At 56.3% G+C, this 18,122-nt stretch carries 16 protein-coding genes; 12 read left to right on the top strand and 4 right to left on the bottom strand.

The genetic code is table 11. From position 1 onward, the window contains the following. The first annotated feature begins 21 nt into the window (after window positions 1–21). The 5 genes from NQT62_RS07245 (at window position 22) to NQT62_RS07225 (ending at window position 5,450) form a co-directional block, all read left to right on the top strand. The gene (locus NQT62_RS07245; RefSeq protein WP_256764000.1) at window positions 22–1,200 is read left to right on the top strand and encodes an acetyl-CoA C-acetyltransferase; all 1,179 of its coding nucleotides are present in this window, start codon (window positions 22–24) and stop codon (window positions 1,198–1,200) included. Between the two features lie 54 nt (window positions 1,201–1,254). After that, the gene (gene phbB / locus NQT62_RS07240; RefSeq protein WP_256763999.1) at window positions 1,255–1,998 is read left to right on the top strand and encodes an acetoacetyl-CoA reductase; all 744 of its coding nucleotides are present in this window, start codon (window positions 1,255–1,257) and stop codon (window positions 1,996–1,998) included. 206 nt (window positions 1,999–2,204) lie between these two features. Further along, window positions 2,205–2,786, top strand: a complete 582-nt coding sequence (gene phaR / locus NQT62_RS07235) for a polyhydroxyalkanoate synthesis repressor PhaR (protein WP_256763998.1) — start codon at window positions 2,205–2,207, stop codon at window positions 2,784–2,786. Window positions 2,787–2,794: 8 nt separating this feature from the next. Next, complete coding sequence (rimO, locus tag NQT62_RS07230) at window positions 2,795–4,162, top strand: 30S ribosomal protein S12 methylthiotransferase RimO (RefSeq protein WP_256763997.1); 1,368 nt, start codon at window positions 2,795–2,797, stop codon at window positions 4,160–4,162. Window positions 4,163–4,268: 106 nt separating this feature from the next. After that, the gene (locus tag NQT62_RS07225; RefSeq protein ID WP_256763996.1) at window positions 4,269–5,450 is read left to right on the top strand and encodes an acetyl-CoA C-acyltransferase family protein; all 1,182 of its coding nucleotides are present in this window, start codon (window positions 4,269–4,271) and stop codon (window positions 5,448–5,450) included. Window positions 5,451–5,455: 5 nt separating this feature from the next. Here the strand turns inward: NQT62_RS07225 and serB are convergent, their stop codons facing one another. From serB to mfd, 3 genes are read right to left on the bottom strand one after another with little or no spacing between them, the layout of a single operon-like run. Continuing rightward, window positions 5,456–6,322 (bottom strand): phosphoserine phosphatase SerB, encoded by an 867-nt coding sequence (gene serB / locus NQT62_RS07220; protein WP_370569142.1) that lies wholly within the window; start codon window positions 6,320–6,322, stop codon window positions 5,456–5,458. Between the two features lie 13 nt (window positions 6,323–6,335). After that, on the bottom strand, window positions 6,336–7,460 hold the full coding sequence (locus tag NQT62_RS07215) for a tetratricopeptide repeat protein (protein WP_256763994.1): 1,125 nt from the start codon (window positions 7,458–7,460) through the stop codon (window positions 6,336–6,338). Further along, the gene (gene mfd, locus NQT62_RS07210; RefSeq protein ID WP_256763993.1) at window positions 7,457–10,924 is read right to left on the bottom strand and encodes a transcription-repair coupling factor; all 3,468 of its coding nucleotides are present in this window, start codon (window positions 10,922–10,924) and stop codon (window positions 7,457–7,459) included. The genes NQT62_RS07215 and mfd overlap by 4 nt, the downstream gene beginning before the upstream one ends. Window positions 10,925–10,993: 69 nt before the next feature. Between mfd and ispD the strand changes: the two genes are divergently transcribed. From ispD to NQT62_RS07185, 5 genes are read left to right on the top strand one after another with little or no spacing between them, the layout of a single operon-like run. Further along, window positions 10,994–11,722, top strand: a complete 729-nt coding sequence (gene ispD, locus NQT62_RS07205; RefSeq protein WP_256763992.1) for a 2-C-methyl-D-erythritol 4-phosphate cytidylyltransferase — start codon at window positions 10,994–10,996, stop codon at window positions 11,720–11,722. Between the two features lie 2 nt (window positions 11,723–11,724). Then, the gene (gene ispF / locus NQT62_RS07200) at window positions 11,725–12,231 is read left to right on the top strand and encodes a 2-C-methyl-D-erythritol 2,4-cyclodiphosphate synthase (protein WP_256764426.1); all 507 of its coding nucleotides are present in this window, start codon (window positions 11,725–11,727) and stop codon (window positions 12,229–12,231) included. Beyond that, complete coding sequence (gene tsaB / locus NQT62_RS07195) at window positions 12,228–13,013, top strand: tRNA (adenosine(37)-N6)-threonylcarbamoyltransferase complex dimerization subunit type 1 TsaB (protein ID WP_256763990.1); 786 nt, start codon at window positions 12,228–12,230, stop codon at window positions 13,011–13,013. The genes ispF and tsaB overlap by 4 nt, the downstream gene beginning before the upstream one ends. Continuing rightward, window positions 13,000–13,470 (top strand): ribosomal protein S18-alanine N-acetyltransferase, encoded by a 471-nt coding sequence (gene rimI / locus NQT62_RS07190; protein ID WP_256763988.1) that lies wholly within the window; start codon window positions 13,000–13,002, stop codon window positions 13,468–13,470. The genes tsaB and rimI overlap by 14 nt, the downstream gene beginning before the upstream one ends. Further along, on the top strand, window positions 13,467–14,177 hold the full coding sequence (locus NQT62_RS07185; protein WP_256763986.1) for a uracil-DNA glycosylase: 711 nt from the start codon (window positions 13,467–13,469) through the stop codon (window positions 14,175–14,177). Before rimI ends, NQT62_RS07185 begins: the two co-directional genes overlap by 4 nt. A gap of 9 nt (window positions 14,178–14,186) precedes the next feature. Here the strand turns inward: NQT62_RS07185 and lplT are convergent, their stop codons facing one another. After that, entirely contained in the window at window positions 14,187–15,470 is a 1,284-nt protein-coding gene (gene lplT, locus NQT62_RS07180) for a lysophospholipid transporter LplT (protein ID WP_256763985.1), read from the bottom strand. 146 nt (window positions 15,471–15,616) lie between these two features. Between lplT and alr the strand changes: the two genes are divergently transcribed. Both alr and radA read left to right on the top strand, forming a co-directional pair. Continuing rightward, window positions 15,617–16,726 (top strand): alanine racemase, encoded by a 1,110-nt coding sequence (gene alr / locus NQT62_RS07175; RefSeq protein WP_256763983.1) that lies wholly within the window; start codon window positions 15,617–15,619, stop codon window positions 16,724–16,726. Window positions 16,727–16,734: 8 nt separating this feature from the next. Further along, window positions 16,735–18,114 carry a DNA repair protein RadA gene (gene radA, locus NQT62_RS07170; protein ID WP_256763982.1) on the top strand — a complete coding sequence of 460 codons (1,380 nt, stop codon included), beginning with the start codon at window positions 16,735–16,737 and terminating at the stop codon, window positions 18,112–18,114. Window positions 18,115–18,122: the final 8 nt, after the last annotated feature.

The following is an 18,122-nucleotide window of genomic DNA, read 5'->3' as shown; positions in this document are numbered from 1 at the left end:
GAGAACACAAGGAGATTAAACATGACGGATGTTGTGATTGTTGCAGCAGCTCGCACGGCGATTGGCAAGTTTGGTGGCAGCTTGGCCAAAATTTCAGCGCCTGATTTGGGCGCGCATGTCATCAAAGGTTTGCTGGAACAAACCGGCGTGAAAGGCGAGCAGGTGTCCGAGGTGATTCTGGGACAGGTGTTGACTGCAGGCTCTGGACAAAACCCGGCTCGGCAAAGTGTGATCAAGGCTGGGCTGCCCGCTGCGGTTCCCGCACTCACCATCAACAAGGTGTGTGGCTCGGGCTTGAAGGCTGTGATGCTGGGCGCGCAAGCGATTGCGTGTGGCGATGCAGAGATTGTGATTGCCGGTGGCCAAGAGAACATGAGCGCGGCACCACACGTGATGTTGGGTAGCCGTGATGGCTTCCGCATGGGTGATGCAAAATTGGTGGACTCGATGATCGTGGATGGGTTGTGGGACGTTTACAACCAATACCACATGGGCATCACGGCTGAAAATGTGGCCGAAAAATTCGGCATTTCCCGTGGCGTTCAAGATGAGTTTGCCGTGGCTTCACAGAACAAGGCAGAGGCTGCTATCAAGGCCGGTCGTTTCAAAGATGAAATTCTGCCTTTGAGTATTCCGCAGAAAAAGGGCGATCCAATGGTGTTTGACACCGATGAATTTCCACGCCTGGGTGCCACGCTGGATCAAATGGCGGCGCTCAAGCCGGCCTTTAAAAAGGACGGTTCTGTGACCGCTGCCAATGCGTCTGGCATCAATGACGGTGCTGCTGCGGTCATGTTGATGAGTGCTGCCAAGGCCAAAGAACTGGGTTTGCCGGTGTTGGCCAAAATCCAGGCCTATGCCAGTGCAGGTCTGGACCCCACCATCATGGGCATGGGGCCGGTACCCGCTTCCAAACGCTGTCTGGAGAAAGCGGGCTGGACCGCAGCTGAACTGGACTTGATGGAAATCAACGAGGCATTTGCCGCTCAGGCTTGTGCTGTGAACAAAGAGATGGGTTGGGATACCAGCAAAATCAATGTGAATGGCGGTGCGATTGCACTGGGCCATCCGATCGGTGCGTCCGGTTGCCGTGTGCTCGTCAGCCTCATTCACGAAATGGTCAAGCGCGACGCCAAGAAGGGATTGGCCTCACTGTGCATTGGTGGTGGCATGGGTGTGGCGCTGGCGGTATCACGCTGATCAGCCGTACAACAAAATGGATTGAACACACAAAATAAAAGGATGGATGTGAACATGAATAATCAAAAAGTGGCGTACGTAACCGGCGGTATGGGTGGCATTGGCACCGCCATTTGCAAAACCCTGTGCCAGGCTGGCTTCAAAGTGGTGGCGGGCTGTGGTCCCAATTCACCCCGGAAGGACAAGTGGCTGGGCGAGATGCGCAGCGCAGGTTTCGAAGTGTGGGCCAGCGAAGGGAATGTGGCCGATTGGGACAGCACTGTCGAGGCCTTTGAGAAGGTGCGTGCCGAGCATGGCACGGTGAGTGTGCTGGTGAACAACGCCGGCATTACACGCGATGGCACCTTCGTGAAGATGAGTCGCGATGACTGGTCAGCGGTCATTGACACCAATTTGAATTCGCTGTTCAACGTGACCAAGCAAGTGATCGGTGGCATGGTAGAGCAGGGTTGGGGCCGAATCATCAATATTTCGTCGGTCAACGGACAAAAAGGCCAGTTTGGTCAAACCAATTACTCCACTGCCAAGGCGGGCTTGCGTGGTTTTACCATGGCCTTGGCGCAGGAAGTAGCAGCCAAAGGTGTGACGGTGAACACCGTATCGCCCGGTTACATTGGTACGGACATGGTTCGCGCCATTCGCCCCGATGTGCTGGAAAAGATTGTGGGCACCATTCCCGTGAAGCGTTTGGGCACGCCTGAGGAAATTGCATCGATTGTGGCTTGGCTGGCATCAGACGACTCCGGCTTTTCCACCGGTGCAGACTTTTCATTGAACGGTGGCTTGCACATGGGTTAAGCCTTGGCGTGGTTTGCTGCGGTGGCACCTTTTGCCGCCGCGGCAGCGAAACCCGATTCAAGCCATCAAAAAGGCGGTATGATGTTGCACTGCACGTGCCTGGCGCGTGCGGTGCTTTGTTTTTTTGCAAGTGCTTGTTTGCATACAGAATAAAACCGTTGCCTCTCGAGGTGCAGCGGCAAATAACACCAAGGAAGAGAAGAGGCATGGCTGAGACAACACGACTGATCAAGAAATACCCCAATCGCCGTTTGTATGACACTCAAACCAGCAGTTACATCACGCTGGGCGACGTTAAACAATTGGTGTTGGCCAATGAAGGTTTTCAGGTGTTGGACGCCAAAAGTGGTGAAGACCTAACCCGCAGTATTCTGCTTCAGATTATTCTGGAAGAAGAAACGGCTGGAGCCCCCATTTTTACATCGGCCATGCTCGCCCAGATCATTCGCTTTTATGGCAATGCCATGCAAAGCATCATGGGCACGTTTCTGGAAAAAAACCTGCAGGCGTTCATCGACATTCAGAACAGCTTTCAGGACCAGGGCAAGTCGGTGAGCGATGGCAGCCAGTTTGCCAATCCCGAGTTGTGGGCCCAATTCATGAGTGTGCAAACGCCAGTCATCCAGTCGATGATGAGCAACTACATTGATCAAAGCAAAAACATGTTTGTGCAGATGCAGGACCAGTTTCAAAACCAGACCCGCAGCCTGTTCAGCAATTTTGGGTTTCCCAACCCGGTTGACCTGACCGGGGCTGCGCGACCCAAGCCCGACCCCACCAAAAAGTAAGTATTCACATGCAAGAAAAAGCCAATTCCGCCAAGCGCCCACCCAGTGTGGGCTTTGTTTCATTGGGTTGTCCCAAGGCGCTCGTCGATTCGGAGCGCATCCTGACCCAACTGAAGGTGGAGGGTTATGAAGTGGCGCCCACCTATGAGGGTGCTGATCTGATTGTGGTCAACACCTGTGGTTTTATCGACAGTGCAGTTCAGGAAAGCCTGGATGCCATCGGTGAGGCCATTCACGCCAATGGCAAAGTGATTGTGACAGGCTGCCTGGGTGCCAAAAATGGCGATGAAGGCAAGAACCTGATCACCACTTTGCATCCCAAGGTATTGGCGGTGACTGGGCCCCACGCCACTGAGGAAGTGATGCAGGCGGTGCACACCCACTTGCCCAAACCGCATGACCCGTTTATTGACCTGGTGCCCGACCACGGTGTGAAGTTAACGCCCAAGCACTACGCCTATCTGAAAATTTCCGAGGGCTGTAATCATCGCTGTACTTTCTGCATTATTCCCGACATGCGGGGCGACCTGGTGTCACGCCCCATCGGGGAAGTTATGCGCGAGGCTGAAAGTCTCAAGAAAAGTGGTGTGAAGGAATTGTTGGTGGTTAGTCAAGACACCTCCGCTTATGGTGTGGATATCAAGTACCGCACTGATTTTGTGAATGGGCGTCCTGTCAAAACCCAGTTCCAGCAATTGGCTGAAGAGCTGGGGCAGTTGGGTATTTGGGTTCGCATGCATTATGTGTACCCATACCCCCACGTGGACCGGGTGGTGCCGTTGATGGCGGAAGGAAAAATCTTGCCATATCTGGACATTCCGTTTCAGCATTCCCATCCGGATGTGTTGAAGCGCATGAAGCGGCCTGCCAGTGGTGAACGCAACATTGAACGTATTCGCGCCTGGCGCGATGCCTGCCCGGACATCACCTTGCGCAGCACGTTCATCACCGGTTTTCCCGGTGAAACTGAAGCGGAATTTGAACACTTGCTGGCCTTCATTGAGGAGGCCCAACTCGACCGCGTGGGCGTATTTGCCTATTCACCTGTAGATGGGGCCAAAGCCAACGAGTTGCCCAACCCGGTTCCTGAGGAAGTGAAGGAAGAGCGCCGTGCCCGGCTGATGGCGCTGCAGGAGACCATCTCCTTGGTCCGTAACCAGGCGAAGATTGGCAAAACACTGCAGGTGATTGTGGACGAAACCGACGACGAAGGCATTGTCGCCCGCAGTGCAGCCGATGCGCCGGAAATTGATGGCAATGTGTTCATACCCATGCCTGAAAACCCGGCGTTGCGACCCAAGGTGGGCGACTTTGTATCGGTTGAGATTGACGACTGCGACGAGCACGACCTGTGGGGCAGTATCACCGAACATTGATCAACATGTCGGTGGCCTGATGTTCAAGAAACCAATCCATGGGCTCACTCATTGAGCCTGTTACGAGAACAGCCGAACCCATTCGGCAATTGACGGAGAAATCAAGATGACACGTGAAGTGGTTGTAGTGGCCGGTGTGCGCACCGCCGTGGGCGATTTTGGCGGCAGCCTGAAAGACTTTTCACCCACACAGATGGGTGCGATGGTGGTCAAGGAAGTGGTGGCCCGTGCGGGGGTATCCGCCGACCAGGTGGGCCATGTGGTGTTTGGCCATGTGGTGAATTCAGAGCCCCGTGACATGTACTTGGCTCGCGTGGCGGCCATTGAAGGTGGTTTGGACAAAACCACCCCTGCGTTGACTTTGAACCGCTTGTGCGGCTCGGGCCTGCAGGCCATTGTGACTGCCGCACAAAGCATCATGCTGGGCGATGCAGACGTGGCCATTGGTGGCGGTGCTGAAAGCATGAGCCGCGCCCCCTATATTTTGCCCGCTGCCCGTTGGGGTGCCCGCATGGGCGACATGAAAGGCATCGACATGATGGTCGGTGCATTGCATGACCCATTTCATGTGATTCACATGGGTGTGACTGCAGAAAACGTGGCCAAAGAGTTTGGTATTTCCCGCGAGGAACAGGATGCGTTGGCAGTACTGAGCCACCAGCGCGCTGCCAACGCCATTGCCAAGGGTTATTTCAAGGAGCAGATTCTTCCCGTTGAAATCAAGAGCAAGAAAGGCCCGGTGATGTTTGACACCGACGAGCATGTTCGCGGTGACGCCACCGTGGAAGGCATGGCCAAACTGCGCGCTGTATTTCAAAAAGACGGCACAGTAACTGCTGGAAACGCCTCTGGCCTGAACGATGGCGCAGGCGCTGTGCTGTTGATGGAGCGTGGCGCTGCTGAAAAAGCAGGCAAGAAGCCGATGGCCCGTTTGGTAAGTTATGCCAACACCGGGGTAGAGCCCACCATCATGGGCATTGGCCCGGTTTCCGCCACCAAGAAAGCGCTGGCCAAAGCGGGTTTGACCATGGCAGACATTGATGTGGTGGAGGCCAATGAAGCCTTTGCTGCGCAAGCCTGTGCAGTGACCAAAGAACTCGGCATGGACCCAGCCAAAGTAAATCCGAATGGTTCCGGTATTTCCATTGGTCACCCCATCGGTGCAACAGGTGCCATCATCACTGTGAAGGCCCTGTATGAATTGCAGCGGATTGGTGGTCGTTATGCCTTGGTGACCATGTGTATTGGTGGTGGTCAGGGTATTGCGGCCATCTTCGAACGTATTTAATCGTTTTACGCGGTCATCCACTGGCAAACGGTGTCCAGCCCGCCGACATTGATGCAGAAATCAGTCTGCGCTTGAACGGCGGGTTTGGCCCGGAACGCGACACTAGCGCCGGCCACACCCATCATTTTCAGGTCGTTGGCACCGTCGCCCATGGCGATGGCCTGATCAGCCGTGCATCCCAATTCTTGGCACACCGCCAGCACAGTTTCCCGTTTTACATCGGCATCCACAATGGTGCCCAGCACGCGGCCTGTGAGTAAACCATCCACAATTTCCAGTGTGTTTGAGCGTGTGTAGTCCAAGCCGAGGCGGGTTTTCATGGCGTCGGTGAAAAAGGTGAATCCACCACTCACCAAGAGCGTTTTCCAGCCCTGTTGTTTGGCAAATGCAATCAAGGCTTCGGCGCCTGGGGACAGGCGCAGCCGTTCATTCAACACGGCTTGCAGGCTGCTGGCGGGTACGCCTTTCAACAGGGCCACACGCCTGTTCAGGCTTTCAGAAAAGTCTTTGATTTCGCCGCGCATGGCGGCCTCAGTAATCTCCGATACTTCCTTTTTTTTGCCTGCGTAGTCGGCAATTTCATCAATGCACTCAATGGTGATGAGGGTGCTGTCCATGTCCATGGCCAGCAGTTTGAATTGATCGGCCGTGTGCTGGGGGCCCAGAACCGCCAAGTCGCATTGGTGTTGTTTGGCCAGTGCCAACAGATCGTTACGGCCAATCGTGAAGTTGTCGGGCAGTGCATGGCGTGACCAACCGGCTCCGGTTTGTGAAGCCGAATTGCAAGTCGGCAATTGAAGCGATTTCAGTACCTGTTGTATCTGTTGTTCCGTCAATGCGGGCGCTGACATGTGAAGGGTGTTCATGGACATCTCTTGGAAATGATTATTCGGTCACGGCTTGGGCTTGACCGCCACTTTGTAGCAAGACGGGCAGTTGCACCACATTTGCATCGGCATTGTCTTCGCCAGCAGGAGCGGGATTGGGCACCGGGGTCAATTTTGTAACAGCCTGCATTTTCTCCAGCAGCACTGTGGAAGGTTCATGTCCTTTGGCACTGGCGCGTTCCAGCCACTGCATGGCCAGTGGGCGATTGTACGGGATGCGTTTGCCTTCATACAGCAGTTGACCCAGCAGGTACATGGCTTGCACCTCGCCTTGTTCGGCACTGGTGTTTAGCAGGCTGGCCAATGCGGGGTCTTCGGGTTGCAGGGGCACCTGCCCATTGATCACTTGCATGGCCAGGTCCAGGCAGGCTTGAGGGTGCCCCAAGCGCGCAGCACGGCGAATCCAATAAGTGCTGTCTTCACCTTGAATACCCGCCAGCCTCAACATGGCTTGTGCATCATTGCTGGCGGCCAGGTTGTACAACAGTCTGCGGATGGTTTCGCAACGCTCATTCGCGGTGCAGGGCAGGGTGGTGTCCAGGGGTTCTCTGTCGAGCCTGGCCAGTGCATGGTAGGTGCAGGGTCGATAGGTGTCGGCACATTGCAGCAAAATGCTTTCCGCTTCCACTTTGCTGTGGCCAAACGGGTTGTCCGCTTTGCTGTCCAGCACGGTTTGCGCATACAGCAGTTGCGCAGGGCGGTATTGTTCTCGGGCTGCGCGTCGAAGCCACCCCAGGCCTTCGGTCAGTTGCTTGGTGAGGTCTGCCGGGTTGGCGCCCAACACATCCAGCATCAGCAGTTGGCCCAGGTAGTACTGGGCAGTGACATGGTTTTGCGTGGCCGCTTTCCCCAGCCACACGCGTCCTGCTTTCAGGTCGCGGGGAACCACATCCCCTTCAATCAGCGACAAACCCACCGCGGTTTGCGCCACGGCGTCGCCGGTTTCTGCTTTCCGGAGGTTGGCCTTGTGCAGTTCAAGCGAGTTCACCACCGTGGGATTGGGATAGGCGGGCTGCGTCACTTGGTCAACAGTTTGAGCCTGGGCAACGACTGGGGCATCGGTCAGGTACAGCAGGGCGACCAGTGTGTGACGTAAAACAGCAGACGGGTATGCAGACATCATGCACTCAATTGTTTGATTAAGCCTTTGATGAACTGAACCCGGTCGTTCACCTTGGGAATGCTGCGGTTCACACGCAGCTTTTCTGGGCCTGCCAGTTTCATGTCTTTTTCTTTTTGAATCATGAGAATGATTTTGCCAGCATCCACATTGGGCTGCGCGTCAAATTGCACCACAGTGGCTTCCGATGAACTGTCAATTTTGGCAACACCCAGGGGTTTGGCCAGAATGCGAAGGCGATGGGTGTCCAGCAATGCGGTGGCTGCATCGGGCAATTTGCCGAATCGGTCGATGAGTTCTTCCTGAATCAGGGCGATGTCGTCGAGCTCGTCCGTACTGGCCAAACGCTTGTACAAGGTCAGGCGTTCATGCACATCGGGACAGTAGTCCTCGGGCAACAGGGCGGGCGTGTGCAGGTTGATTTCCACCGTGGCATTCAATGGTGCGGTCAAATCAGGTTCTTTGCCAGCACGCAGGCTGCGCACCGCGTGGTTCAACATGTCGGTGTACATCTGGAAGCCCACCTCATGCACATTGCCGCTCTGGTTGGCACCCAGCACCTCGCCGGCGCCGCGAATTTCCAGGTCGTGCATCGCCAGGTAAAAACCACTGCCCAAGTCTTCCATCATGGTAATGGCCTCCAGGCGTCGCCCAGCGGTTTTGCTCAAGCCTTCTTCGCTGTTGACCATGAGGTAGGCATAGGCTTGGTGGTGCGAACGGCCCACACGGCCCCGCAATTGGTGCAACTGCGCCAAGCCGAATTTGTCGGCACGGTGGATCACAATGGTGTTGGCGGTGGGCACGTCAATGCCTGTTTCAATGATGGTGGTGCACAACAACACATTGAAGCGTTGCTGGTAAAAATCCCGCATCACGCGCTCCAGATCGCGCTCGTTCATTTGCCCGTGTGCAATGCCGATGCGGGCTTCAGGAATGATCCGCTCAAGTGCTTCCTTGCGGTTTTCAATGGTGTCTACCTCGTTGTGGAGGTAATACACCTGACCACCGCGTTTCAATTCTCGCAGCACGGCTTCACGAATCACGCTGTCGGTTTCGCGGCGAACGAATGTTTTGATGGCCAGTCGCCGTTGTGGGGCTGTGGCAATCACCGAGAAATCCCGAATGCCTTCCATGCTCATGGCCAGTGTGCGGGGAATCGGCGTGGCCGTCAGGGTGAGCACATCCACCTCGGCCCGCAGGTTTTTCAGGGCCTCTTTTTGTCGAACGCCAAATCGGTGTTCCTCATCAATAATCACCAAACCCAAGCGTGAAAACTCAATGTCAGCACTAAGTACCTTGTGCGTGCCGATGATGATGTCAGCCTTGCCTGCGTTGATGAGGTCAATCGCTTCGCGAATTTCCTTGGCCGATTTAAACCGGGACAGTTCAACCACCTTGACGGGCCAGTCTGCAAAGCGGTCTGAGAAGGTTTGAAAATGCTGCTCGGCCAGCAGCGTAGTGGGCGCCAGCAGCACCACCTGTTTGCCGTCCATCACGCTGACAAAGGCTGCGCGCAGGGCCACTTCGGTTTTTCCAAAACCCACATCGCCGCACACCAAGCGGTCCATGGGGCGTGTGGATGTCATGTCCGAAATCACCGCGTGGATGGCCGCAGCCTGGTCCGCCGTTTCTTCAAAACCAAATTTTTCAACAAAGGCTTCGTAGTCCGACAGGCTGAGTTTGAACTGGTGCCCCTGCCGCAGGGCGCGGCGTGCATACAGGTTCAGCAATTCAGCGGCCGTGTCGCGTACCTGCTTGGCTGCTTTGTTTTTGGCTTTCTCCCACTGGCCCGAGCCCAAGGCATGCAATGGTGCATTTTCGGGGTCGGCACCGCTGTAGCGGGCAATCACATGCAGTTGGGATACAGGCACAAACAGGTTGGTGCCGTTGGCGTATTCCAGGTGCAAAAATTCGGAAGCACCTTCACCCAAGTCCATGCTGGTCAGGCCTTTGTAACGGCCAATACCATGTTGCTGGTGCACCACCGGGTCGTCCACTTTGAGTTCAGACAAATCCCGAATCATCGATTCGACATTGCTTTGCCGTTCCTGGGATCGACGTGCCCCACGGCGTCGCGCAGTGAGCGCAAACAGCTCGGCCTCGGTCACCAAAGCGACCACGCGCTCCAGTCCGCGGTGAATCGCAAAGCCCCGGTCCAGTGTGGCGGTGGTCAACACAAAGTGCGCATCGCCGCCCAGCGCCGCCTGTAGCGAGTTGGCCTGGGCAGGTTTCAGGCCATGTTCAGCAAAATACTGAAGCAGGGTTTCTCGGCGCCCATCGCTGGGTGCCGTCACCACCACTTGCCGATAGCCTGCACCACCGGCCTGTTCAATCAAGGTTCGCAGCTTGAACAGCGGGTCTTCAGCGCGCCGGTCCACGGTCAGCTCTGGCAATGCCGCACCGGCATATTCGGGCACCACGGCATTCTTGCTGTCCGACAAATTCACCCGGGCCGCGTGTTCAAACCGTTTGAAGAATTCATCAGCACCCAAATAAATTTCATTGGGGCGCAGGATGGGGCGTTCAATGTCCTTGGACAGAAAGTCGAAGCGACTTTGAGTTTCCGTCCAGAAGGTTTGCAGGGCTTGTGCTACATCACCATGTTGAACCAAGGCCACTTCACCAACTGGTAGGTAATCGGCCAGCGTGGCGGTGTTTTCGAAAAACAGTGGCAAATAATATTCAATGCCTGCCGAGGCCACACCGCTGCCCATGTCGCGGTAGATGCCCACGCGGGACGGATCGCCCTCAAAGCGTTCCCGCCATTTGCTGCGGAATTGGGCACGGCTTTGTTCGTCCATGGGGTATTCACGGCCCGGCAGCAGCCGCATTTCACGCACGGGGTACAGGCTGCGTTGGGTGTCCACATCAAAGGTTTTAATGGACTCGATTTCATCATCGAACAGGTCGATGCGGAATGGCAGCGCAGTGCCTGTGGCAAACAGGTCGATAATGCCGCCGCGGATGCAATATTCACCCGGGGTCATGACCTGTGACACATGGCTATATCCCGCCACCGTGAGTTGCTCACGAAGCTTTTTTTCATTTAGTTTGTCGCCGGTTTTGAAGAAAAACGTGCTGCCCGCCAAAAATGCCGGTGGTGCCAGGCGTTGAATGGCTGTGGATGCAGCCACCAGCAACACGTCCAGATCGCCCTGGAGCGTGTGGTACAGCGTTGCCAGGCGTTCAGACACCAGGTCTTGGTGGGCGGACAAGCTGTCGTAGGGCAGGGTTTCCCAGTCGGGCAGGTAGTGCGCACGCAACTCGGGCGCAAACAGGGCGATTTCGTCTTTCAGCCGGGTAGCATCGTGCGTACTGGCGCACACCACCACACACAAGCGTTGCTGAGCCTTGGCCTGCAGGCACAATTGGGCCAACAAAAAGGCGTCCGCACTGCCCGGTGGATGGGCCAAGCTCAACTTGTGGCCCCCGGTCAACTGGAAAGAGGAAGTAAAATACGACTGCATACAAACAAACGGGGCTGACTTGGCAGCCGCTATTATAAGGCGGGCTAGGCCCGACAGGAATCTGTAGAGATGGCCAGACCAGCCAGGTATTTTGGATTGATCCCCGCCGGTGGGGTGGGCAAGCGCTTTGGGGGCGACACACCCAAGCAATATGCTTTGCTGGGTGAGCTTACCGTGCTTGAGCGCAGCGTGAATGCGATGTTGGCCGACGACCGGGTGGTGCGGGTGTATGTCGTGGTGTCCAAGGATGACACCCAGGCCGAGCGTTTGTTTGAGGGCCACCCGCGGGTGCAGGTGCTGAAAGTGGCTGGCCGCGAGCGGGCCAACACGGTGCTCAATGCCCTGCAACACTTGCTCGAACAATTTAAAATTGACGACACCGATTGGGTGCTGGTGCACGATGCTGCGCGACCAGGCCTAAGCCTGTCAGCATTGAAGCGCTTGATCGATGAGGCCTCTACCCACGTGGCGGGCGGCCTGCTGGCCTTGCCGGTGGCTGACACCTTGAAGAAGGTGAACCGTACCGAGGATGGCGAGGTGGTGGTACAACAGACCGTGCCGAGGGATTCCCTCTGGGCGGCCCAAACCCCCCAAATGTTTCGCGCACAGGCCTTGGCGTTGGCCATTACCGAATGCCTGTACAAAGACGTGCAGCTGACAGACGACGCCAGCGCCATTGAAACCATGGGCATCAGCCCCTTGATTGTTGAAGGCCATCTTGAGAACATGAAAATCACCCACAGTGCAGACCTGCACACCGTGGCAACTTTGCTGGGCCTGGAGGGCAAATTGGCATGAGCATGGATGTGTCTGCATTGCAGCGCCTGCGTGTGGGGCAGGGTTACGATGTCCACCGCTTGGTGGAAGGACGCAAGCTGATTCTGGCTGGTGTTGAGATTGATTCGCCCGTGGGTTTGCTCGGCCATTCGGATGCCGATGCCTTGCTGCATGCTGTTACTGACGCAGTGCTGGGCGCTGCGGCGCTGGGTGACATCGGTCGACATTTTTCAGACACCGACCCAGCTTTTGAAGGTGCTGATAGTGGCGTTTTGCTGCAAAAAACCTTGGCGCTGGCGGCCAGCAAGGGCTATCAACTGGTGAATGTAGACACCACCCTGATTTGCCAAAGCCCCAAATTGGCCCCACACATGGACCGCATGCAGGCCTGCCTTGCCCGGTTGTGTGGTCTGGATGCGGGGTGTGTCAATATCAAGGCCAAGACCAATGAAAAGCTGGGTTATTTGGGTCGCAAGGAAGCGATTGAAGCCCAGGCCGTGGTACTGATGATCAAGGATTTGCCCGCATGATTGCACTGGGTATTTCCACCAGCAGTGGTGTGGCCAAAGTGGCGGCTGTCCAGCAGGCGGAGGCCAACGCTGCACAGCACAGTCTTCAGGGTTTTGCCTTCAACACCTGTTTTGAGTTTTCCATTGAGGACTACAAAGCGCAGTCAGTCGAGCTGTTGCCCAGGCTGTCGCAAGCGTTGGCTGGCCATGGCCTGGCCTTGGGCGACTTGACCGTGTTGGCTGTGGACATTGGCCCTGGTGGGTTCACCAGCCTTCGCACGGCCTGTGGGGTTGTACAAGGTCTGGCTGTGGCCCTGGGTAAACCCACTGTTCCAGTTACCAGCTTTGAATGCATGGCTGTTCAGGCCCGACTGGATGGTGTGAGGCGGGCTGAAGCGTCACAGCTTCCTTGCGTACTCGACGCCCGACTGGGTGAATTGTATGTGGGTGTGGTAGACCTTCAGGCTCACGGTGTGAGCCTGAAGGGCAGCGCTGCATTGTGTGCCTGGGTTGATCTGAATGCTTGGGTGGACAGACAGGCTTACCAAACGTCCCCCTTGGCTTTGTGTGATGCTGCTGTGGCGAAAGGTCTAACAGAGCACGAGGGGGAGCACCCCGGTGTATTGCCCGCCTGGGTGGTTCAAACAGCGGGCCCTTCAGCGCTTGCAGCTGCGGCTTTGGGTGGGCTGCGGTGGCAACTCAAACAAACCAGCGAGCCCCTGGCCTGCCAGCCCTTGTATGTGCGGGACAAGGTGGCGCAAACCACGGCCGAACGCCAGGCGGTTAAACATGGCCCTGTTTAGTATTCGCCCCATGCGTGAAGACGATGTGCCGCAGGTCATCGAGATTGAGAACCGGATCTATGAGTTTCCGTGGTCAGCACGCAACTTTCTGGATTCATTGCGGGCCGGTTATGATCTGCACTGTTTTTTGCTGGACGACATCCTGGTGGGCTACATCGTCATGATGCAGGTGGTGGATGAGGTGCATTTGCTCAACATCTCTGTCAGTGCCGACCAACAAGGCAAGGGTTACGGCAAACACTTGCTGCAATGGGGTTTAAGCCGCGCCCGCATGGCCGGCCTGGAGGGCATGCTGTTGGAAGTTCGCCCCAGCAACACTGTGGCGAAAGCCTTGTATGACAACCAGGGTTTCAAATTGATTGGTGTGCGAAAAAATTATTATCCGGCCCGCGTGGGTCGGGAGGATGCCCTGGTGTTGTTCAAGCGCTTGGGTCAAGGATTGGACATTGCTGCATGAAAACACCGACAACAACCAAAGCTGCGCTGTTTGACGCCATGGGCTTGGGCCCGGTGTGGGAATTGCGCAAATCGCCGGCGGGGGCTGTTGAAGTGCAAGCACCTGTTGAGGTGCAAGCGCCTATGGTGGGTTTACCGAATGATTTGACTGATTTGCAGCAGCAGGTTGCCCAATGCCAGGCCTGTGGGTTGTGCAAAACCCGCCAGCAAACCGTGTTTTCGGCTGGGGTACCCAACGCAACGCTGATGGTGGTCGGCGAAGCACCTGGCGCCGATGAGGATGCCCAAGGCCAGCCATTCGTGGGCAGGGCCGGTCAATTGCTCGACAAATTGTTGCTGTCTGTGGGGCGAAGCCGCCAAAACAATGTCTACATTGCCAACGTGCTGAAGTGCAGGCCGCCGGGCAACCGCAACCCCGAGGCCGATGAAATTGCCCAGTGCGAGCCCTACCTTCGACAACAGCTGGCCTTGGTCAACCCCAAGGTGCTGCTGCTGGTTGGGCGGTTTTCCATTTCAACCTTGCTGAATACCGACAAACCCATTTCCCAGCTGCGGGGGCAGGTTCATCAAGTCTCGATTGACGGGCGGGGTGTTCCAGCGGTTGTCAGTTACCACCCGGCGTACCTGCTGCGCCGCCCGGAGGAAAAGGCCAAGTCCTGGGATGATTTGTTGTTGCTCAAGCGGGTGATGGAAGAACAGCAGGCCTGAGAATGTGGCTTATCGCTGCGTTTGGATGCCGACGGGTCGTTCTTCACCAATCTGGGCTTCCACGTCGTAGAGTGATTGATTGTGTCGATGCCACACAATCACCAAAAACATGGCCGCCATCACAAAACCACCGAACATCAGGATCACGGTGTTGACGTGGACATTCAGGCTGATCAGCAGGGCGTAAATGCCCAACATGGTCAGCACGGAAATGTTTTCATTGAAGTTTTGAATCGCAATCGACCGCCCGGCGCTCATCAGTACATGGCCGCGGTGTTGTAGCAGTGCGTTCATGGGCACCACAAAAAAACCGCTCAGGCCACCAATGATGATGATTAGCACCACAGCCACCGTCAGGTTGTGAACCTGGGTCATCAGCATGCACACCAGGCCCATGGCAATGCCCATGGGCAACACCCGCATTGATTTTTTCAGCGGAATGATTTTGGCTGCAATGATCGCACCTCCGGCCACACCGAATGCACAAATGCCTTGCAGCATGGCCCCCTTGTCCAGAGACAGACCCAAGGCGGCCTCGGCCCATTTCAGTACAATGAATTGCAGTGTGGCACCAGCACCCCAGAACAAGGTGGTGACAGCCAGCGAAATTTGCCCCAGTTTGTCCGACCACAGGCGCTTGAAGCAGCCGAAAAACTTTCGGGTCATGATGATGGGGTGGTTCAGTTGGGGCTCATACCGTGCGCCTGTGTCGGGGATGTTCAGGTTGAACACCGCGGCAATCAAATAGCCAAACGTAATCACGAAGATGGCCGCCTCGGCGGGGGTTTTCATCCCCTCGATAATACCGGGAATGTGCATCTGCATGAGGTGTTGGGCGGTGGAGGGTGAAATGAGGAAACCGCCCAGCATGGTGCCCAGAATGATGGAGAGTACTGTTAAACCCTCAATCCAGCCGTTGGCGGCCACCAGTTTGTCGTGGGGTAGCAGCTCCGTCAGAATGCCGTACTTGGCCGGGGAATAAGCCGCCGCACCGAAACCCACCACCGCATACGACACCAGCGGGTGAAATCCAAAAAACATCATGAGGCAACCGATCACCTTGATGGCATTGGTGATGAACATCACCTTGCCTTTGGGCAGTGTGTCGGCAAAACCACCCACAAACGGTGCCAACACAACGTAGGACACCACAAAAAACAGCTTGAGAAGGGGGGTCATCCACTCGGGAGACTGAATTTGAAACAGCAAGGCGATGGCTGCAATCAGCAAGGCATTGTCTGCCAGCGACGAAAAAAACTGCGCCGCCATGATGGTGTAGAAGCCAGGTTTCATTCACAGATCGATGCAAGCACCAATATTCTCTGGCTTGCGGTCTCGTTGCTCTTTCAACAATGTTGAGGCGTTATATCATATTCACACTGATTGCGTGTGACAGTCCGACCAATTTAACAAGTTCGAGCGCAAGCCGCTCTCCCAGTATGCCCCGTCCCATTCGTGCCTTGGTCAAGCCCTCGGCCATCGATTACAACCTCCAACGCATCCGGGCGATCAACCCGGCTTGGCATTGCATGCCTGTGGTCAAGGCTCATGCCTACGGACATGGTTTGGAACGCCTATTGAGCGGCCTGCAGTCTGCGGACAGTCTGGCCATTCTTGAAATTGAGGGTGCTGCCGCATTGCGAAAGCTTGGGTGGTCCAAACCGATTGTGTTGCTGGAAGGCTGTTTTGATTCAGCCGATGTTGAGCAGGCGGTGGCGTTGGGGCTGGACTGGGTGGTGCATGATCATGCCCACCTGCAGGCGGTGGTGGATTTGGCTGACCGGTGGTTGGACACCCAGCACGCACCGCGCATTTTTTTAAAGCTCAACACTGGCATGAACCGTTTGGGTTTTACCGTGGACACAGCACCAGCGGTCATTGAACAACTGGATGCGCTCGCCCGGCAAATGGAATGGCCAGTCCCGGTGTTGATGACCCACTTCGCCAACGCCGATGCGCAGCAACTGGTCAACGCCCGCCCCAGTGCGCAAGCGCAGTTCGAGGCCTTGATGGCTTTAAAGCCGGCGCATTGGTTCAGTAGTTTGGCCAACTCAGCGGGCGTATTGAATTGCCCGGAATGGGCCGGCGACATTGTGCGCCCGGGCATTGCCATTTATGGAGCCACACCCGGGCCCAAAACTGCTTTGGAATATGGTTTGAAGCCCGCCATGAGCTTGCGTAGCCAGGTCATCGCCATACAAACCGTGGCTGTTGGAGAGCGCGTTGGATATGGTTCCCGTTGGCAGGCCACCCGTTCCTCGCGCATTGGTGTGGTGGCCTGCGGTTATGCCGATGGCTATCCACGCCATGCGCCCGATGGCACTCCGGTGGTGGCTGCAGGGCAGCGGGTGCCATTGGCAGGCCGAGTGTCCATGGACATGTTGACGATCGACATCACCGATGCGCCGCAGGTGCAATTGGGCAGCGACGTGGAGTTGTGGGGTGAAGCCTTGTCCATTGATGAGGTGGCCGAGCATGCCGGTACCATTGGCTATGAATTGATGTGTGCATTGGCCCCCCGGGTGCCAGTCACCGTTGTAGAAGGTTAAGCCCGACGATGGCCAAAGCAAAAAGCCAGTACCAATGCACCGAATGTGGCGCCGTGTTTGCCAAGTGGCAAGGCCAGTGTGGCGAATGCAACAACTGGAACACAGTGGTCGAGTCGCTCGTAGCCCCGGTCACGCCAAAAAATAATCGCTTCACCGCCTTGGCGGCCCAAAGCAGTCAGGTCATCAAGCTCGCGGACATTCAAGCGCAGGAATATCCCCGGTTTTCCAGCGGCGTGGGCGAGTTTGATCGGGTTCTGGGCGGTGGCTTGGTCCCCGGTATGGTCGTATTGTTGGGGGGGGACCCTGGCATTGGCAAGTCGACCCTGCTGTTGCAATCCATGGTGAACCTCGCTCAGCAGGTCAATACGTTGTATGTCAGTGGTGAAGAGTCCGCAGGTCAAATTGCGCTGCGCGCCCAGCGCCTGGGCTTGGAACACGCCAGCTTGAGTGTGCTCACCGAGATTCAGCTCGAACAAATTCTGGCGCAAATTGAAATTCTCAAGCCTCAGGTGCTGGTCATCGACTCCATCCAGACCTTGTACACCGCGGAGCTGTCGGCTGCGCCCGGCTCGGTGAGCCAGGTTCGGGAATGTGCCAGCCAACTGACCCGGGTGGCCAAAAGCCTCGGCATCACCACCATCTTGGTCGGCCACGTGACCAAGGAAGGCACCTTGGCTGGCCCCCGCGTGTTGGAACACATTGTGGACACGGTGCTGTACTTCGAAGGGGATTCCCAGTCGTCATTCCGCTTGGTGCGTGCCTTCAAAAACCGGTTTGGGGCGGTGAATGAACTGGGTGTGTTCGCCATGACCGACCGTGGACTCAAAGGCGTCAACAACCCATCCGCACTGTTCTTGTCTCAACAAACCGATTGGGTGCCTGGTTCGTGTGTCATGGTCACGCAGGAAGGGGCCCGGCCTCTGTTGGTGGAAATTCAGGCCTTGGTGGATTCATCGCATTCACCTGCACCAAGACGCCTATCCGTGGGCCTGGAGCAAAACCGCCTCGCCATGCTGCTGGCGGTGCTTCACCGCCATGCCGGTTTGCAGTTTTTTGATCAGGATATTTTCATCAATGCAGTGGGCGGTGTCCGCATCTCCGAACCCGCAGCTGACTTGGCCATTGTGTTGGCCATGGTGTCGTCGCTGAAAAACAAGCGCTTGCCCCGTGAATTGGCTGTGTTTGGCGAAATTGGCCTGTCGGGTGAATTGCGGCCTGCGCCCCGTGGACAGGACCGGTTGCGAGAAGCGGCCAAATTGGGCTTTACCCATGCCTTGGTGCCGGCCAGCAATGTGCCCAAACAAACCATTGAGGGCTTGCAAGTCATTGGTGTAGAACGAATTGAACAGGCATTGTCAGCCTTGCGGGATACATTGCACTGTTTTTGACTAATTGT

Origin of the sequence: Limnobacter humi (genome assembly GCF_024518835.1) — a bacterium.
Taxonomy (GTDB): Bacteria; Pseudomonadota; Gammaproteobacteria; order Burkholderiales; family Burkholderiaceae_B; genus Limnobacter; species Limnobacter humi.
The sequence above is the reverse complement of the archived record's forward strand: the minus strand, read 5'-3'. Positions and strand labels throughout refer to the sequence as shown.